The following is a 15,464-nucleotide window of genomic DNA, read 5'->3' as shown; positions in this document are numbered from 1 at the left end:
TCGCGAGGGAGATGATCTCTCGTCAGGCGTCAGTGGTGCTACCGGAGCACGTCCTACTTTCAGTAGGGAGAGTCCGTTCGACCCGGGCCTGGCGCTCCGAAGTGAATGAGGTCCGGTGCCTTCTCAGGTGCCGGACCTCTTCTGCTTTTCCGTGCTTCTCCGGCGTCGAACCTCTTCGCTTCCCGTCGCCGGCCGCCGGAGCGGACCGGTTCGGCATATGGCTCCTGACCTGCTACTGTTTCTCCTGTCGCGAGGGAGATGATTCCTCGTCAGGCGTCAGTGGTGCTACCGGAGCACGTCCTACTTTCAGTAGGGAGAGTCCGTTCGACCCGGGCCTGGCGCTCCAAAGTGAATGAGGTCCGGTGCCTTCTCAGGTGCCGGACCTCATTCGTTCTCCGGGTACGGCGGAGCCGGATCACCGGAAGCGGTTCGTCACCGAATTCCCGGCCCGAATCGCCCCGGCCCGAATCGCCCCGGCCCGAATCGCCCCGGCCGAAGCGCGCAGATCCGAATCGCCCGCCGAATCCGCCTCAGCCGGTCTGACGGTCGGAACCGAGCTCGCGGGAGATCCGGAGACCGACCTGGGCGACCACCGGGCCGAGCGAGCGGACGCGGGCTGCGGTCATCCGGGAGGTGAGGCCGGAGACCGAGAGGGCGGCGGTCACCTCGCCGGTGTGGTCGAAGATCGGGGCGGCGACACAGCGGACCTCCGGCTCGTTCTCCCGGTCGTCGATCGAGTAGCCGCGGGCGCGGATCCGGGCGAGGTCGGCCCGCAGGTGCGTCTCGTCGGAGATGGTCCAGGCGGTGACCGGCCGCAGCCCGGCGGCGACCACCTCGGTGACGGCCTCGTCCGGCAGCCAGGCCAGGATCGCCTTTCCGGTCGCGGTGCAGTACGCGGGTGCCCGGCTGCCGACCCGGGAGGCCATCCGGACGTTGGTCTCGTCCTCGACCTTGTCGAGGTAGACGATGCCGGGGGCCTGCCAGACGGTCAGGTGGACGGTCTCGCCGGCCTCGCGCTGGAGGCGCCGCAGGTGCTCGGCGGCGACGCTGCGCAGGTCCAGGGTCGACAGGTAGGCCTGGCCGAGGCGCAGTGAGCCGTGGCCGAGGCGGAACCAGCCGGTCTCCCGGTCGCGGTCGAGCAGGTGCTCGTCGAGCAGCGGGCCGGTCAGCCGCAGCACGGTGCTCTTGTTGAGGCCGAGCGCCTCGGAGAGCTGGGCGAGCGGTACGCCGCGCCCGTTGCCGTGGTCGCGGACGTGGCCGAGGACGGCCAGCGCGCGGCGCAGCGAGGACGACTGGTTGCGGTCGGAGCCGCCCGCCTTCTTCGCGGCCGTGGCTGCCGTGGCCGTCGTGGCCGTCGTGGCCGGCGCGGTCCTCGCCGACGTCGACTCGTCCTTCGCGGGTACTCCGTCGTCCTTCGGCGCCGCCCCGTCGTCGCTCCCGGAGTCGGCGAGCTCCGCTTCCGCTCCGGTCCGCCCCGCCTCCGGACCGGCCGGCCGGGTCTCCGGTGCGACCGGGCCGGCCGATGACCGGGGCTCCGATCCGGTCTCCGACCAGGCCTTCGACCCGGTCCCCGTCTCCGTCATCGGTCCGTTCCCCTCTCGCTCCGCCGCAGGGCTGTGGCGGTGGTCAGACCGTACCCCCTCGCACCAGGTTCATCGATTCTTCGATACAGCGTTGTGCAGTGCAAAACTTCCCGAACGGCCTCTTGTTGCCCGCGAGCGCCCCCGCCTAACGTCCCTGGCATCGAGCAGGCGACGCGGCCCACCCGACCGGTCGCTCTGCCGTACCCCCACATCAACGCGTTCACGCACCCACCATCGGCCCCGGTCAGGGCCTGCTTCGACGTGCCCGTCCCCAGCGGCGCACGTCCGGGCGGCAACTGTCGGGAGGGGAGGTCTCCACCCATGCGACTCATCAGACGGACCGCCGCGGCCACCGTCCTCGCCGCCACCTGTCTCGCGGCCGCCGCCTGTTCGCCCGGCACCGCACTGCCGGCCGGCGACAAGGCCGCCGACGACAAGACGGGCACGCTGCAGGTCTGGCTGTACAACGAGGCCGGCAACGCGGCGAAGGAGGCGGTGATCGGTAAGGCCGTCACCGAGTTCCAGGCCTCCCACCAGGGCGTCACCGTCAACATCAGCTACATCGACACCGACGCCTCGGCCCGCGCCGCCAAGATGAAGGGCGCGTTCAACGACCCGAACAGCGCCCCGGACCTGGTCGAGTTCGGCAACACCGACCTCCCCGGCTACGTCGCCGCCGGCGGCCTCGCCGAGATCGGTGCCGACCTCGACAAGTGGAAGGACAAGGGCGACCTCGACCCGGCGATCGCCAAGACCGCCGTCCTGGACGGCAAGACCTACGGCCTGCCCTGGTGGGTCGGCGTCCGTGCGCTGTACTACCGCACGGACCTGTTCACCGAGGCCGGGCTGAGCGCGCCGACGTCGTACGCCGAGCTGGTCGCCGCCAACCAGAAGATCCACGCCGCGCACCCGGACACCTTCGGCATCGCGGTCGGCGGCAAGTACACCTTCGGTGCGCTGCCCTTCGTCTGGGACGCCGGCGGCGACATCGCCACCAAGGACGGCTCCGCGTTCAAGGCCGCGATCAACTCGCCCGCCGCGCAGGCCGGCATCAAGCGTTACACGGACCTCTTCGGAGCCGACGGCTGCCCGGCCCAGCAGTGCGCCGACCTCACCGGCGGCAAGACGGTCGACCTCTTCGCGGCCGGCAAGTCCGCGATGGCGATCCTGCCCAACTCCAGCCGCAGCAAGGTCGACGCGGGCGCGGTCAACGGCAAGTACGGCGTCGTCCCGCTGCCCGGCGAGAAGGCCGGGTCGATCGCTCCGGCCTTCGGCGGCGGCAACAACCTGGGCGTGATGAAGGCGGCCAAGCACCGCACCCTCGCGGTCGAGTTCGCCGAACTGCTGGCGGGCCCCACGTACCAGGAGCAGATGTACGACGCGATGGGCAACCTGCCGACCCTCAAGTCGGTCAACGCCAAGGTCGCGGCGAAGGACGCCTTCCTGAAGCCGTTCACCGACACCATCGCGGCGGGCACCAAGTTCGTTCCGCTGGACCAGGCGTGGGCGCAGATCGACGCGCAGGCCGTCATCCCGACCATGCTCCAGCAGATCGTCACCGGAAAGGCGGACGTGGCCAAGGCCTCCGGCGACGCCGCCACGCAGATCACCTCGGCCTTCGCGGCCGGGCACTGATCGCAGCACCCGAGAGAGCAGGCCCCGAGAGAGCAGGTCCCGTACGTGTCCGCACCCACCACGACTGCCCCGGCGGCGCCGACTTCCCCGAGCGGGCGTCGCCGGGGCACCGGCCCGGCCGCGCCCCCGCGCGGCCGCCGCCGCCGCCCACCGCTGCTGCTGCTCCTGCCGGCCGCGATCATCATGATCCCGCTGGTGGCCTACCCGATCTACCAGCTCGGACTGCTGTCGGTGCTGGACTTCGGGCAGGCCCAGGCCTCCGGGGGAGTGCCGACCAGCTTCGTCGGCTTCGGCAACTACGAGAAGATCCTGAGCGACGGCCAGTTCTGGTCGGTGCTCACGCAGACGATCGGCTTCGCCGCCTTCTGCGTGGTCGCCACCCTCGTGGTCGGCGCCACCCTCGCGGTGCTGTTGACCAGGGTCGGCCGGGTGGCCCGGCTGGTGCTGACCACCGCCGCGATGGCGGCCTGGGCGGCGCCGGCGATGACCGGGTCGACGGTGTGGAGCTTCCTGTTCGACACCAACCTGGGCCTGGTCAACAAGACCCTGGTCAACCTGGGACTGAGCGGCTTCCACGAGTACAACTGGTTCTACGACAAGTGGACGGCGTTCCTCATCGTCGGTGCCGTGGTGGTCTGGCACTCCTTCCCGTTCGTCATGGTGACGCTCTACGCGGGCATCCGGGCGATTCCCGAGGAGATCATGGAGGCCGCCGCGCTGGACGGCGCCAACACCTGGACCACCTTCCGCCGGATCACCGCCCCGATGCTCCGGCCGATCCTGACCATCGTGGTGATCCAGTCGGTCATCTGGGACTTCAAGGTCTTCACCCAGATCTACGTGATGACCGAGGGCGGCGGCATCGCCGGGCAGAACCTCGTGCTCAACGTGTACGCGTACCAGAAGGCGTTCGCCTCCTCCCAGTACGGACTCGGCGCGGCCATCGGCGTGATCATGCTGCTGATCCTGGTGATCCCGACGGTCCTCTACATCCGCACCCTGCGACGGACGGGGAATGAACTGTGAACGCCCGTAGCCGTTGGCGGCTCGCCGCCAACACCACCGCGATCCTGGTGGCCGTCGTCACTGCCTTCCCGATCTTCTGGATGGTGCTGTCGGCCTTCAAGCCCAAGGGCGAGGTGCAGTCGCTGGACCCCAAGCCGTGGACCACCCACCCCACGCTGGAGAGCTTCCGGCAGGTGCTGAGTGTCGACGGGTTCGGCCGCTACTTCCTGAACAGCCTGGTCATCGCCCTGTCGGTGGTGGTGCTGTCGGCGCTGGTGGTCTTCCTGGCGGCGGTGGCGGTGACCCGGTTCCGCTTCCGGTTCCGGACCACCATCATGGTGATGTTCCTGATCGCCCAGATGATCCCGGTCGAGGCGCTGACCATCCCGCTGTTCTTCATGTTCCGCGACGCCGGCCGGCTCGCGCCGGGCATCGGCCTCAACACCCTGGCCTCGCTCATCCTGGTGCAGTTGGCGTTCTCGCTGCCGTTCGGCATCTGGATGATGCGCGGCTTCGTCGCCGCCGTGCCGGTCTCCATCGAGGAGGCCGCCCAGATCGACGGGGCCGGCCGGACCCGCATCCTGTGGCGGATCCTGCTGCCGCTGGTGGCCCCCGGCCTGGCCGCGACCAGCGTGTTCTCCTTCATCGCGGCCTGGAACGACTTCGTCTTCGCCAAGACCTTCATCATCAGCGCCACCGACAACCAGACCCTCCCCTCGGCGCTGCTGGTCTTCTTCAAGCCGGACGAGAACGACTGGGGCGGCATCATGGCGGCGTCCACGCTGATGACCGTACCGGTACTGATCTTCTTCATCGCGGTGCAGCGCAAGCTGGTCTCCGGACTGGCGGGCGCCGTGAAGGACTGAGTCCGCGAGGAAGGGGACGAGGCGGGCGCAGTGTCCCGGTCATGGAGGTGGGGTCCGTGAACCGGGGCCGTGCCGACGGGCCAACTCGCCCGGAGCGCCGAGACGGTGGGCCCTGGCCCACCGTCTCGGCATCGGCGTTCGCCGTGATCGGTTGAGCCGTTGAGCCGTTGAGCCGTTGAGCCGTTGACCTGCTGGGCCGTTGAGTCGCCGAGTCGCTGAGCCGGGCTGGGGTCGAACCGGTGCGGGCAGTCCGGCCGCTCAGATCGTCGTCGCCGTGCCGCCCGGGTCAGCCGTGCCGCCCGGGTCAGCCGTGCCGTCCGGGTCATCTGCTCCGTCTGTTCGGTCCGGACCGTCCGGTGCGGCCGGCTCGCCCGGTGGGACGGAGATCAGGGCGAACACCGCCCCGGCGTCGTCGCGCACCACCGCGACCCGCCCGAACGGTGTCGGCTCGGGCCCGTCCAGCACGCTCCCGCCGAGCCGGACGGCCCGTTCCACCGTCCGATCGGTGTCCGCCGCCCCGAAGTACACCGCCCAGAACGCCGGCGGTCCGTCCGGGTCGATGCCCGGGTCTCCGCCGATCCCGCCGACCGGCATCCCGTTCACCCGGAACACCGTGTGGTCGGCCGCGGCGGCGTCGTACCCGTAGCCGAAGACCTGCCGGTAGAAGTCCCGGGCGGTGTCCGGATCCGGGGAGAGCTGGTCGTTCCAGGCGACGGCGCCGGGTTCGTTCACCAGGCCGGCGCCGGGGTTGAGCGACCCCTGCCAGAGCCCGAACACCGCGCCGAGCGGGTCCACCGCGAGCACCCCGCGGCCCTGGTCGGGCACCTCGAAGGGTTCGAAGACCACCAGCCCGCCCGCCTCCTGGACCAGTCCGGCCACCCGGTCGGCGTCGTCCACCGCGAGGTAGGTCGTCCAGGCCGGTGGTCCCTGCCCGTCGACCTCCCGGCGCGGCCTGATCCCCGCCACCTGTACCCCGCGCACGGTCGCGACCAGGTGCTCCGCGCCCGCCGGCCCGGTGGCGACGTACTCCCAGCCGAACAGCCCGCCGTAGAACCGCCGGGCCCGTTCGACGTCCGGCGCGGCCAGCTCGACCCAGCACGGGACGCCCTGGTGGTACCTGCCGGCCTTCGGCATGCCGTCCTCCAAGCCCTGGCGGACCCCTCGGCCAGCCTCCGCGACCCCCGCGCGCCCGGCAACCGGGGCGCTCGGCGCGGGCCCACCGCTCAGGCCACCCCGCGCGGCCGGAACTGGACGCTGATCCGCGGTCCCACCGGCCGGGCGGTCTTCGCGATCGCGTGCTCCCAGGTCCGCTGGCACGACCCGCCCATCACCAGCAGGTCGCCGTGCCCCACCGGGTGTCGTACGACCGGACCGCCGCCTCCGCGCGGCCGCAGTAGCAGCGCCCGGGGCTCGCCGACCGAGAGGATCGCGACCATGGTGTCCTCGCGCTCCCCGCGCCCGATCCGGTCGCCGTGCCAGGCGACGCTGTCCCGCCCGTCCCGGTAGTAGCAGAGCCCCAGCGTCCGGAACGGTTCGCCGAGTTCCGTCGCGTAGTGCGCGCTCAGTGCCGCCCGGGCCTCGCCCAGCAGCGGGTGCGGCGGCGCGTCCCGCTCGCCGTAGGACGCGAGCAGGCGCGGGACCTCCACCGTCCGCTCGTACATCTCCCGCCGCTCCGCCCGCCACGGCACCTGGGCGGCCAGCTGTTCGAACAGCTCGGCGGCCCCCCGCACCCACCCCGGCAGCACGTCGACCCAGGCCCCGGCCCCCAGCACCTCCCGCCGCATCCGGCTGAGCGGCCCCAGTGCGGCCCCGCCCCCGTCGGTGTGGTCGAACAACGAGGGTTGGAGGTGAACGGTGCTCTGCATGGATCCAGCCTACGCCGATATCGAACACATGCTCGAATGAATGCCCCCGGGGCGGGCCGGGGGACGCCGTGGGCCACGTCCGGTCGCGATGTCGAGGAGGCTGCGCCGGACCGTGCACCTGCCACGACCTCGATCGGACGATGGACCTCGGCGCCGGCCGCCTGCGGGGTGCGCGGCGACGGAACGACAATCCGCTCAAGGCGAAGAGCACCGCGCCGCAGACCGTGCCGCAGACCTGGCCGAACACCGCGCCGAACACCGCGCCGAAGACCGCGCCGCCGGTGGGCCGACCGGGCCCACCGGCGGCGCGTGCGGGGTCAGCGCAGGTCGAAGACCAGACGGGCCGAGACCTTGCCGGCGAGTGCCTCGTCGAAGCAGGCGTTGACCTCCTCCAGTCGGCGTGTCTCGCGGATGACACGGGTGCGGCCGAGCGCGTGCAGCCGGAAGACCTCGGCGAGGTCCTGTCGGGTGCCGACGATCGACCCGATCACCTTGGTGCCGTTCAATACCGTGTCGAACACCGGGAGTTCGAGCTTTCCCTTGGCCGGCAGGGCGACCAACACGAGCGTGCCGCCGCGCCGCAGCGATCCGTACGCGGCCTGGAAGGAGGCATTGCTGACCGCCAGGGCGACGGCGGCGTGGGCACCGCCGAGCCGCTGCACCTCGGCGGCGACGTCCTGGGTCCGGGCGTCCAGGACGTGGTCGGCGCCCAGTTCGCGGGCCAGGGCGAGCTTGTCGTCGGTGACGTCGACGGCGATCGTCTCGGCGCCGAAGATCCGCGCGTACTGCAGGGCCAGGTGACCCAGCCCGCCGATGCCGGAGACCAGCACCCGCGTCCCGGGGGCCGCGCCCGACACCTTCAGGGCCTTGTAGGTGGTGACTCCCGCGCAGGACAGCGGCGCGGCGTCCAGCGGGTCGATCCCGTCCGGCACGGGGATGACGTAGTCCCCGTGCGCGAGCGCGTATTCGGCGTAGGCGCCGTCCACCGAGTAGCCGCTGTTGTGCTGCTGGAGGCAGAGCGTCTCCCAGCCCGAGACGCAGTGGTCGCAGCGGCCGCAGGCGTCGGCGAGCCAGGCGATGGCGACGCGCTCGCCGACCTCGACGTGCTGGACCTGGTCTCCGGCCGCCTCGACGACGCCGACCCCTTCGTGGCCGGGGACGAAGGGCGGCGCGGGCTTGACGGGCCAGTCGCCGTGCGCGGCGTGGATGTCGGTGTGGCAGAGGCCGGAGGCCTCGATCCGGACCAGCACCTGGTGCGGCGCGGGTACGGGCAGGGGGCGGTCCTCGATCACCAGCGGCTGGGTGAAGTCGTGCACGACGGCGGCCTTCATGGCGCTCCTTCGGTTGCCTGCTGCTTGGGCGTGTCGCTGTTCTGGCGGTGGGGCGGTGTTCCCGGTGTGGCGGCGGCGCGCAGGGCGCAGCCCGCCAGCAGCTTCACCCGCCGGGGTGACCCGCGCAGCCGGGGCTGGTTCGAACGGGTGTTTCTCGCCCGGATCCGGCCCGGAGGGGTTTGGGCGGCGGACCCGGCCGGGGTGTGTCGGCCGGCGGCGGGAGCGGTCGACGGCCGACGGCGGTGTTCGATTTCCGGCATGCGGTGGCCGAATTGCGGTGATATGACTCGTTTGGCCGCCGTCCATCTCCGGGCGGCGCGGTTCACCGCGTGGCCGCCGACGGTCGGTCGGCCGGCGGGAGGAGGACACCGTGGACGACTATCCGCTGCTCAACCTGTTCTGGACGATGCTGGAGCTCTTCCTCTTCATCCTCTGGTTCTTCCTGCTCTTCAAGATCATCTCGGACATCTTCCGCAGCCACGACATGGGTGGCTGGGGCAAGGCCGGCTGGCTGATCTTCGTGATCCTGCTGCCCTTCCTCGGCGTGTTCGTGTACTTGATCGTGCGCGGCAGATCGATGGGCGAGCGTGACCTGGCGCAGGCGAAGCAGGCCGATGCCGCGTTCAAGGCGTACGTCAAGGAGGCGGCCGGTACCGAGGGCGGCGGAGCGGGTGGCCACGTCGACGAGCTGGCCAAGCTCGCGGACCTCAAGAACAGCGGGGCGATCTCCGAGGAGGAGTTCACCAAGGCGAAGGAGAAGCTGCTCGCCTGACACCCGTGCGGCGTCGGCGGGCCGTGGGGTCCCCTACGGCCCGCCGACGCCGCACGCCGGAGCACGGGGGCAGGGCGGGGTGTCGGGACGCCCCGCCCGGGCCCCGGGGTCAGACCCTGGCCCGCCGGCGGGCGACGAAGTACCCGATGACCATCCCGGTCAGCAGCGTCACGGTGAGAACCACCCACAGGGGCAGGGTGACGGAGGTGACCCACAGGGTGATGGAGACCGATCCGGTGTTGGCTGCGATGAACCAGACGGCGAGCACCGCGAGGACGGCGACCCCGATCGTACGCAGCCGCACATCACGTCCCTTGACCGTGACGGTCGGCGGACGGTGCGGCGGAGGAGTGTTCTGCGCCATGTCCCCAGTATGGTGCGGACCGGTGATCGGGGCCCGTTCGGAGCAACCCGGCTCCCCGGATCCGTCCCCGGGCCGCCCGTCCAGGCGGGCCGGTCCAGCCGGTCGAGCCCGCCGGTTCTGTCCGTCCCGCCGGTTCTGTCCGTCCCGCCGGTCCTGTCCGCCCCGCCCGTGCTGTCCGTCCCGCCGGTCCCGGCGGCTCGTCGCTCCGGTGCCCGCAGGGTGGGCCGTGGCCGGTGGGTCGAGGTGAGAACGCGGTCGGCGCTGCGCCGCCGGCGCCGGGTGCGCGCGGGGGGCAGCCAACTGCTGGGCCTCCTGGCGGGCCTGGCGCTGGGGATCGTGCTGCCGAGGATCACCGGCGGGCCGATGGTGCCGGCCGGCCCCGTCACCGAGCTGGTGCTCGCTCTGGGGCTGGGGCTGCTGGGCGCGATCGCGCTGATCTTCTCGCTGCTCTTCCTCGTCGTGCAGTGGGCCGCCACGACCTTCACGCCACGCCTGACGCTCTTCCGCGACGCCCCGATCGTCTGGCGGACCTTCGCCCTCACCATCGGGCTGGTCGTCTTCTCCCTCACCGCCGTCGTCGCCACCGGAGACCGCACGGAGGTCTCGGTGGCTGTGCTCGCCTGTGAACTCCTCCTGCTGCTCACACTGGCCGTCCTGCTGCGCAGTCTGCAGCTCCGGGCCTTCACCGCGATCCAGCTGGCCGAGGTGATCGCCTCGATCGCCGAGCGCGGGCACGCCATCCTCGACCTGCTCTACCCCGCCGCCACTGCGGCGACGGGCGGCCGGGAAGGCGCCGGTGCCGCGGCGGAGGCCCGGTCCGGGCCGGGTTCGACGGTGCTCTGGCCGCACCCGCCGACGGTGCTCCAGCAGATCGACATCGACCGGCTGCTCAGAGTCGCCGGCGCCGCCGACGCGGTCGTCGTCCTGCCGCACGCCCCGGGCGCCACCCTGCGGCGCGGGGCCGTCGTCGCCGAGGTGCGCGGTGGGGAGATGCCGGCCGGCGCCGTCCTCGGCGCCCTGGTCACGGGCAAGGAGCGGACCTTGGAACAGGATCCGACCCTGGCGCTCCGGCTGCTCGCCGACATCGCGTTGCGGGCGCTCTCCCCGGCGGTCAACGATCCGGCCACGGCTGTCCAGGTCCTGGACGACCTGGAGGACCTCCTGAGGCGGCCCGCCGCGACGGCGGTCGCCGCTGTCCGTGTCCGTGACGGCCGGGGGGCGGTGCGGGTGGTGGTCCGGCTGCCCGGCTGGGAGGAGGTGCTGCGGTCCACCGTCGACGATCTCGTGGTCGCCTCCTTGGCGTCCCCGATGGCGCTCGACCGGATGCGCGCCCTGCTCCGGCACCTCCTGGCGCCGGCCCACGCCGACCATCGCGGACCGATCGTGCTCCGCCTCGGTTGGCTCGACGAGGAGGAGGCCGCCCGGTTCGCCCGCCTGCGGCAGCAGCGTGCCGGGCCGTGACCGCCGGGGTCCCGATGTCCGCCCGCTCGATTTCTGACCAGGCGTGATGTCCTGCTACTGTTCTGTCCGTCGAGAGGAAATGATCTCTCGGTCAGGCGTCAGAGGTGCTACTGGAGCACGTCCTACTTTCAGTAGGAAGAGTCCGTTCGACCCGGGCCTGGCGCTCCCTCCAAGGCGGCCGCTCCCTATCCGGGGCGGCCGCCTTGTTCGTTTGCCCGCTCGGTTGGCCCGCCCGTCCGCTTGTCCGTGGCCCGCTCGTCCGTGGCCCGCTCGCTCGGTCCACTCGGTGCGGGGCGTCGGCGCGGCGGTTCGCCGGGGCGCCGACGCCGGTGCTGCTGCGGGCCGGTCGTGGCTCGTCCGGCCCGGCGGTGCGGCCGTTTCCGTCCCTGTCGTCGAACAGCCCTATCGCAAACCGTGTCCGAAACCCTTCCTCGTGGCCGACAACCGGCCAAGGTCCCGTTCCAGGTCGGCTGCCGGGCGGTCCGGAGGTCCGGCGCCCGGCCAGCGGCTTCGCCGCCTCCCATGATCTGACGATGCATCACAGGATGGCTGGAAGTAGCTGTCTGCAGTGTGAATATGCCATTGGAATGTTCGTCATACGGAATCCGGCAGTAGCCTTCCGTGTCGAAGCCGCCACTGGTCGTGGTGGACCGACCGGTGTCACCCGAGGGTGCCCGGCCGTCCCGAACCCTGCGAAGGAGCCCGAGTGCCGGGTATCGACGAATGCCTCTCCGGGGTGATGGCGATCGCCGGCGCCCGGGCTGCCAGTCTGATCGACTGGAGCAGCGGGCTGGCCCTCGGCAGCGTCGGGACCAGTCCCAGTGGCGACCACGACACCTCGGCCGCCGATGCAACCGACTTGGTGCGAGCGGCTGTTGAGAGCCAGACCTTCGCCGGGGCGGAGGACCGGCAATCGCCGTTGCAGGACATCATCGTCACTGCGGGGCGCAGTTACCACCTGTTGTGCTTCATTGACACCGTCTTTGACAGCCGGCTCGTCCTGCATCTGTGGCTCGACCGGGCCGAGGGCAACCTCGCCGCGGCGCGCTACCGCCTCCAGGGCCTCGCCGAGGAACTGGTGCTCGGATGACGAACGAAGGCGCCGGCCCGGTGGTCCCCGCGACAGGGCAGAGTGCGGCGGTCGGGCCCGAGGTCCGTTCGGCGCCGGCCGTCGTGTTTCGGCCAGCCGGGCGGGAGCCCGTCACCCTCCGGCGGCCGGCATGAGCGGCCTCGCCCCGTCTCCGGCGGGTGTCCTGCTGCCGGCCCGGCTCGGGCGGACCCCGGGCGAGGCGGTCGCCAGGCTGGCCGAGGAGCGGGTGACCGGCATCCTGCGCGGCCCGGCGGGGGCGGTCTACTTCGCCGACGGCCTGGTGGCGCACGCCGAGTCCGATCGCAGTCCCGACCTGGCGGCACTGCTGACCGGCTGCGGTCGGATCGCCCCGGAGGTCTGGCAGGACGCCGTCCGGACCTTCGGTCCGCACTGCCGGGTCGGTGGCGCCCTGGTGGAGCAAGGCCGCATCACCCGGGGAGAGTTGGAGATCTGCCACCTTGGTGCGCTGTTCGACGCGGCGTTCTTCGTCCTCGACGGCGCGGGTGCCGCGGCCTGGACCGCGGCCGCTTGGGCGTCCGGAGTCCTGGAGGCGTCCGGAGCGGTCGGGGGCGGCGTCGGGGCGGCCGGGGCCGTCGGGCCTTCGAGTGTGGGGTGCTGGGCATTCGAACCCGGCGTGCGGCACTGGCTCGGTCCGGTGACGGCGGTGAGTGCCTTCCGGCTCTGTCGGGAGATCGACCGCCGCCGGCGGTTGCTGGAGCGGATCTGGCCGTGGCCGGAGCTCGACACCGCCCCGGTGCGTCCGGTGGCCGCCAGGGCCGTCGGGGGCATCGGGGGCGCGGAAGGCGCCGACGCTCGCGAGGCCCGGGCATGCGGGGTCCTGCGGACCGCCCGCCGTCGTCAACCCAGCCGACATCAGCGGGAGTTGCTCGACCACGCGGACGGCCGAAGAACTCCGGCGGAGCTGGCCCGGCTGCTCGGGCGCTCGGCCTTCGCGACCACGGCGGACGTCCGCCGGCTCGCCGCGGCCGGGTTGCTCGCCACCCCGGGACGCGCCGTGCCGCGGCATGCCGCGCAGGCGCCCGCCGGGTCCGACCGCGGCACCGGTGCACCGGCACCGGCCGGCCACGTGTCGGGCGGGCAGGCGCCGGCCGCGAGAGTGCCGACCGGGTCCGTACCGGCCGCGCGCTCCGGGAGCGACGTCGTCCCGATCGGTCGGACCGGCAGCGGTCTGCACCGTCGCGTCCCGGGTGCCGCGTTGGCTGGGCTCGTCCCGGCGAGTGCCGTCCGCTCCGCCCACCCACCGACCCCGGCCCACCCACCGACTGCGGCAGCGGCCCACCCGCTGACCGTTCCAGACCCGGACATCGCGCTGCTGACCCGGGTCCGAACCCTTCTGGAGGCCCGACTTTGAATCACTCTCCACCCGCGACTCCGTTCTCACGGCCATGAGGCGGGCGCTCAAGCAGCGTGTCGGAAGGAGACAACTGATCGCCTTGGAGACCGACCTGCTGGCCGAACTCCGCGCCCTCAAGCACCGGGTGCCGCATCTCGCGGGTGGGCTGGTGGCCAGCGTGGACGGCCTGCTGGTCGCCCACGACACCCACGGGACCGAGCCCTCGGGCTTGGCGGCGATGACGGCGGCCTCCCTCGGTCTGGCCCAGCGGCTCGCCGACACCACCGGGCAGGGCGACTTCCGGGAGTCGCTGGTCCGCGGTGAGCACGGCTGCGTCGCCACCTACGCGGCCGGCGGAAGCTGCGTGCTGACCCTCCTGGCGCACCCGGACGTGAACGTCGGCCGACTGCACCTGGAAGCCCGGCGCTCCGCCCGACGCATCGCCGACCTCCTCACCGACACCCTCGCGCCGAAGGAGCCCCGGGAGTCCAGGGAGGTGGGCTGACCCCCGCCGCCCGACGGGCCCTCCGAGGACCCTCCGCACGGCCGTTCCGGCCACGGGCCGATCTGTCGACGGATCGCCCCGGCCACGGGCCGACCCCCCGACGGGCCGACCGATCGACCTGTCGACTTATGACCTCCGACCTCTGACCATGCGAACGATCCCCGATCTTCCGAATGAACTGGAGAAACCGATATGACGGACGCAGCAGGCGCGCTCAAGCAGGCCATGACCGTGATCGAAGGCGCCATCGGCGCCGCCCTGGTGGACTACAACAGCGGGATGGCGCTCGCCACCGTCGACGGCCCCGGCGGGCTGGACCTCAATGTGGCCGCCGCCGGGAACACCGACGTGGTCCGGGCCAAGATGCGCACGATGGACATGCTGGGCCTGCAGGACGGCATCGAGGACATGCTCATCACGCTCAGCAGCCAGTACCACCTGATCCGCCCGCTCACCGCGCGCAGCGGCAAGGGCCTCTTCCTCTACCTCGCGCTGGACAAGGGCCGGGCCAACCTCGCGATGGCCCGGCACCAGCTGACGAAGATCGAGGCCGAGATGGAGGTCTGACCCGGCCCGAGGGCTCGGTCTCGCCGGACTCCTGGGGCACCGAACCCCCTGGGTGCCGAAATCCCGGTGCCCGGAATCCCGGGGCACCGAACCCCCTGGGCGCCGGCCGGTTGACCCGTCCAGGGCACGGACCCCGCGTCGCGCGGCGCGGGGTCCGGCCCGACCGTCCATGCGGTCTGCGAGGCTGACAGCCGTTCAGCCGACCGCTCCGGAAGGGTTCTCCGTGTCCACCAAGATCTTCGTCAACCTGCCGGTGAAGGACCTCGCCAAGTCGATCGCGTTCTTCTCCCGGCTGGGCTACACCGTCAACTCCCGGTTCACCGACGACAACGCCGGCTGTCTGGTGATCAGTGACTCGATCTTCGCGATGCTGCTGACCGAGTCGTCCTTCAAGGCCTTCACCGAGATGGAGATCCCGGACACCGCCACCAGCGCCCAGGCGATCCTGGCGCTCGGCCTCGACAGCCGGGCGGAGGTCGACGAGCTGGTGGCGAAGGCGGTGGCGGCGGGCGCCACCGAGCCGCGCGGGGCCACCGACGAGGGCTTCCTCTACGGACGCAGCTTCGCCGACCTCGACGGCCACCTGTGGGAGGCGTTCTGGATGGACCCGGCGGCCCTCCCGGACTGAGCAGGCCGTTGACGGGCGGTGGCCCCGTCACGATCCGGCTCAGCGGGCCGGGCCGTCGGCCCAGGTCACCTCGCCGCCCGCGAGGCCCGAGCAGACGGCGCCCTCGGGAGTGAACACACTCCACGGCGCGACCAGGGCGTGCGGCGGGACGGACAGGGCGGTGCCGTCCTCGAAGGTCAGTTCCAGCCCGCCGGCCGGGGTCACCCGGGCGCCGCCGACCGTCCGGCCGACCAGCGCGAGCAGCGGGCCGGTCGGCCGGAAGGTCAGCGTGGGGTAGAAGTGGTCCACTTCGGACGGCGCGGCCAAGCGGAACTCGTGCACGACCCGGACGGTCAGCGATCCCTCCAGCGTGAGGTCGAGCCGTCCGCCGCCGCTGACCGACTCCACCCGACGCCCGGCCAGGACACCCGCGATCCCGTTCTCCATGGGACCAGTGTG

General features: G+C 72.1%; 16 protein-coding genes. 10 read left to right on the top strand and 6 right to left on the bottom strand.

Going from position 1 to position 15,464, the window contains the following annotated elements:
- Positions 1–530 precede the first annotated feature (530 nt).
- A complete protein-coding gene (locus ACFXHB_RS20480; RefSeq protein WP_380576002.1) occupies positions 531–1,583 on the bottom strand; it encodes an IclR family transcriptional regulator in 1,053 nt (350 codons plus the stop codon).
- Positions 1,584–1,904: 321 nt separating this feature from the next.
- Here ACFXHB_RS20480 and ACFXHB_RS20475 point away from each other — a divergent pair, with 321 nt between their 5' ends.
- Genes ACFXHB_RS20475 through ACFXHB_RS20465 form a run of 3 tightly spaced genes read left to right on the top strand, consistent with a single transcriptional unit; the run spans position 1,905 to position 5,089 of the window.
- Positions 1,905–3,218: an extracellular solute-binding protein gene (locus ACFXHB_RS20475; RefSeq protein ID WP_380576001.1), complete on the top strand. Its 1,314-nt coding sequence runs from the start codon at positions 1,905–1,907 to the stop codon at positions 3,216–3,218.
- Positions 3,219–3,263: 45 nt separating this feature from the next.
- On the top strand, positions 3,264–4,244 hold the full coding sequence (locus tag ACFXHB_RS20470; protein WP_380576000.1) for a carbohydrate ABC transporter permease: 981 nt from the start codon (positions 3,264–3,266) through the stop codon (positions 4,242–4,244).
- On the top strand, positions 4,241–5,089 hold the full coding sequence (locus tag ACFXHB_RS20465) for a carbohydrate ABC transporter permease (RefSeq protein WP_380575999.1): 849 nt from the start codon (positions 4,241–4,243) through the stop codon (positions 5,087–5,089). Before ACFXHB_RS20470 ends, ACFXHB_RS20465 begins: the two co-directional genes overlap by 4 nt.
- A gap of 258 nt (positions 5,090–5,347) precedes the next feature.
- Here ACFXHB_RS20465 and ACFXHB_RS20460 read toward each other — a convergent pair whose 3' ends face one another.
- The 3 genes from ACFXHB_RS20460 to adhP form a co-directional block, all read right to left on the bottom strand.
- Positions 5,348–6,223: a VOC family protein gene (locus tag ACFXHB_RS20460; RefSeq protein WP_380575998.1), complete on the bottom strand. Its 876-nt coding sequence runs from the start codon at positions 6,221–6,223 to the stop codon at positions 5,348–5,350.
- An 89-nt stretch (positions 6,224–6,312) separates the two neighbouring features.
- The gene (locus ACFXHB_RS20455; RefSeq protein ID WP_380575997.1) at positions 6,313–6,954 is read right to left on the bottom strand and encodes an alpha-ketoglutarate-dependent dioxygenase AlkB; all 642 of its coding nucleotides are present in this window, start codon (positions 6,952–6,954) and stop codon (positions 6,313–6,315) included.
- Between the two features lie 317 nt (positions 6,955–7,271).
- A complete protein-coding gene (gene adhP, locus ACFXHB_RS20450) occupies positions 7,272–8,285 on the bottom strand; it encodes an alcohol dehydrogenase AdhP (protein WP_380575996.1) in 1,014 nt (337 codons plus the stop codon).
- Positions 8,286–8,655: 370 nt separating this feature from the next.
- Here adhP and ACFXHB_RS20445 point away from each other — a divergent pair, with 370 nt between their 5' ends.
- Positions 8,656–9,057 (top strand): SHOCT domain-containing protein, encoded by a 402-nt coding sequence (locus tag ACFXHB_RS20445; RefSeq protein WP_380575995.1) that lies wholly within the window; start codon positions 8,656–8,658, stop codon positions 9,055–9,057.
- 109 nt (positions 9,058–9,166) lie between these two features.
- On the opposite strand, the gene ACFXHB_RS20440 is transcribed toward ACFXHB_RS20445, so the two are convergent.
- Positions 9,167–9,421: a LapA family protein gene (locus tag ACFXHB_RS20440; protein ID WP_380575994.1), complete on the bottom strand. Its 255-nt coding sequence runs from the start codon at positions 9,419–9,421 to the stop codon at positions 9,167–9,169.
- 243 nt (positions 9,422–9,664) lie between these two features.
- Here ACFXHB_RS20440 and ACFXHB_RS20435 point away from each other — a divergent pair, with 243 nt between their 5' ends.
- The 6 genes from ACFXHB_RS20435 to ACFXHB_RS20410 all read left to right on the top strand — a co-directional run bounded on the left by ACFXHB_RS20435 (position 9,665) and on the right by ACFXHB_RS20410 (position 15,026).
- A complete protein-coding gene (locus ACFXHB_RS20435; protein ID WP_380575993.1) occupies positions 9,665–10,882 on the top strand; it encodes a DUF2254 family protein in 1,218 nt (405 codons plus the stop codon).
- A 706-nt stretch (positions 10,883–11,588) separates the two neighbouring features.
- Positions 11,589–11,972, top strand: a complete 384-nt coding sequence (locus ACFXHB_RS20430) for a hypothetical protein (RefSeq protein WP_380575992.1) — start codon at positions 11,589–11,591, stop codon at positions 11,970–11,972.
- A 130-nt stretch (positions 11,973–12,102) separates the two neighbouring features.
- A complete protein-coding gene (locus ACFXHB_RS20425) occupies positions 12,103–13,344 on the top strand; it encodes a hypothetical protein (RefSeq protein WP_380575991.1) in 1,242 nt (413 codons plus the stop codon).
- A gap of 82 nt (positions 13,345–13,426) precedes the next feature.
- The gene (locus tag ACFXHB_RS20420; protein ID WP_380575990.1) at positions 13,427–13,831 is read left to right on the top strand and encodes a roadblock/LC7 domain-containing protein; all 405 of its coding nucleotides are present in this window, start codon (positions 13,427–13,429) and stop codon (positions 13,829–13,831) included.
- A gap of 192 nt (positions 13,832–14,023) precedes the next feature.
- A complete protein-coding gene (locus ACFXHB_RS20415; RefSeq protein WP_380575989.1) occupies positions 14,024–14,398 on the top strand; it encodes a hypothetical protein in 375 nt (124 codons plus the stop codon).
- Positions 14,399–14,621: 223 nt separating this feature from the next.
- Entirely contained in the window at positions 14,622–15,026 is a 405-nt protein-coding gene (locus ACFXHB_RS20410; protein ID WP_380575988.1) for a VOC family protein, read from the top strand.
- A 39-nt stretch (positions 15,027–15,065) separates the two neighbouring features.
- Here the strand turns inward: ACFXHB_RS20410 and ACFXHB_RS20405 are convergent, their stop codons facing one another.
- Entirely contained in the window at positions 15,066–15,452 is a 387-nt protein-coding gene (locus ACFXHB_RS20405) for a DUF6188 family protein (protein ID WP_380575987.1), read from the bottom strand.
- Between the last annotated feature and the right edge of the window lie 12 nt (positions 15,453–15,464).

The organism is Kitasatospora sp. NPDC059327 (assembly GCF_042752535.1).
GTDB lineage: Bacteria > Actinomycetota > Actinomycetes > Streptomycetales > Streptomycetaceae > Kitasatospora.
This window is presented reverse-complemented; position numbering and strand designations above follow the sequence as displayed.

Excerpts from the sequence above, each read along its gene's own strand:
- ACFXHB_RS20460 (WP_380575998.1), bottom strand. The coding sequence starts at position 6,223 with ATGCCGAAGGCCGGCAGGTACCACCAGGGCGTCCCGTGCTGGGTCGAG.
- ACFXHB_RS20415 (WP_380575989.1), top strand. The coding sequence starts at position 14,024 with ATGACGGACGCAGCAGGCGCGCTCAAGCAGGCCATGACCGTGATCGAA.
- ACFXHB_RS20440 (WP_380575994.1), bottom strand. The coding sequence starts at position 9,421 with ATGGCGCAGAACACTCCTCCGCCGCACCGTCCGCCGACCGTCACGGTC.
- ACFXHB_RS20475 (WP_380576001.1), top strand. The coding sequence starts at position 1,905 with ATGCGACTCATCAGACGGACCGCCGCGGCCACCGTCCTCGCCGCCACC.
- adhP (WP_380575996.1), bottom strand. The coding sequence starts at position 8,285 with ATGAAGGCCGCCGTCGTGCACGACTTCACCCAGCCGCTGGTGATCGAG.
- ACFXHB_RS20405 (WP_380575987.1), bottom strand. The coding sequence starts at position 15,452 with ATGGAGAACGGGATCGCGGGTGTCCTGGCCGGGCGTCGGGTGGAGTCG.
- ACFXHB_RS20455 (WP_380575997.1), bottom strand. The coding sequence starts at position 6,954 with ATGCAGAGCACCGTTCACCTCCAACCCTCGTTGTTCGACCACACCGAC.
- ACFXHB_RS20480 (WP_380576002.1), bottom strand. The coding sequence starts at position 1,583 with ATGACGGAGACGGGGACCGGGTCGAAGGCCTGGTCGGAGACCGGATCG.
- ACFXHB_RS20425 (WP_380575991.1), top strand. The coding sequence starts at position 12,103 with ATGAGCGGCCTCGCCCCGTCTCCGGCGGGTGTCCTGCTGCCGGCCCGG.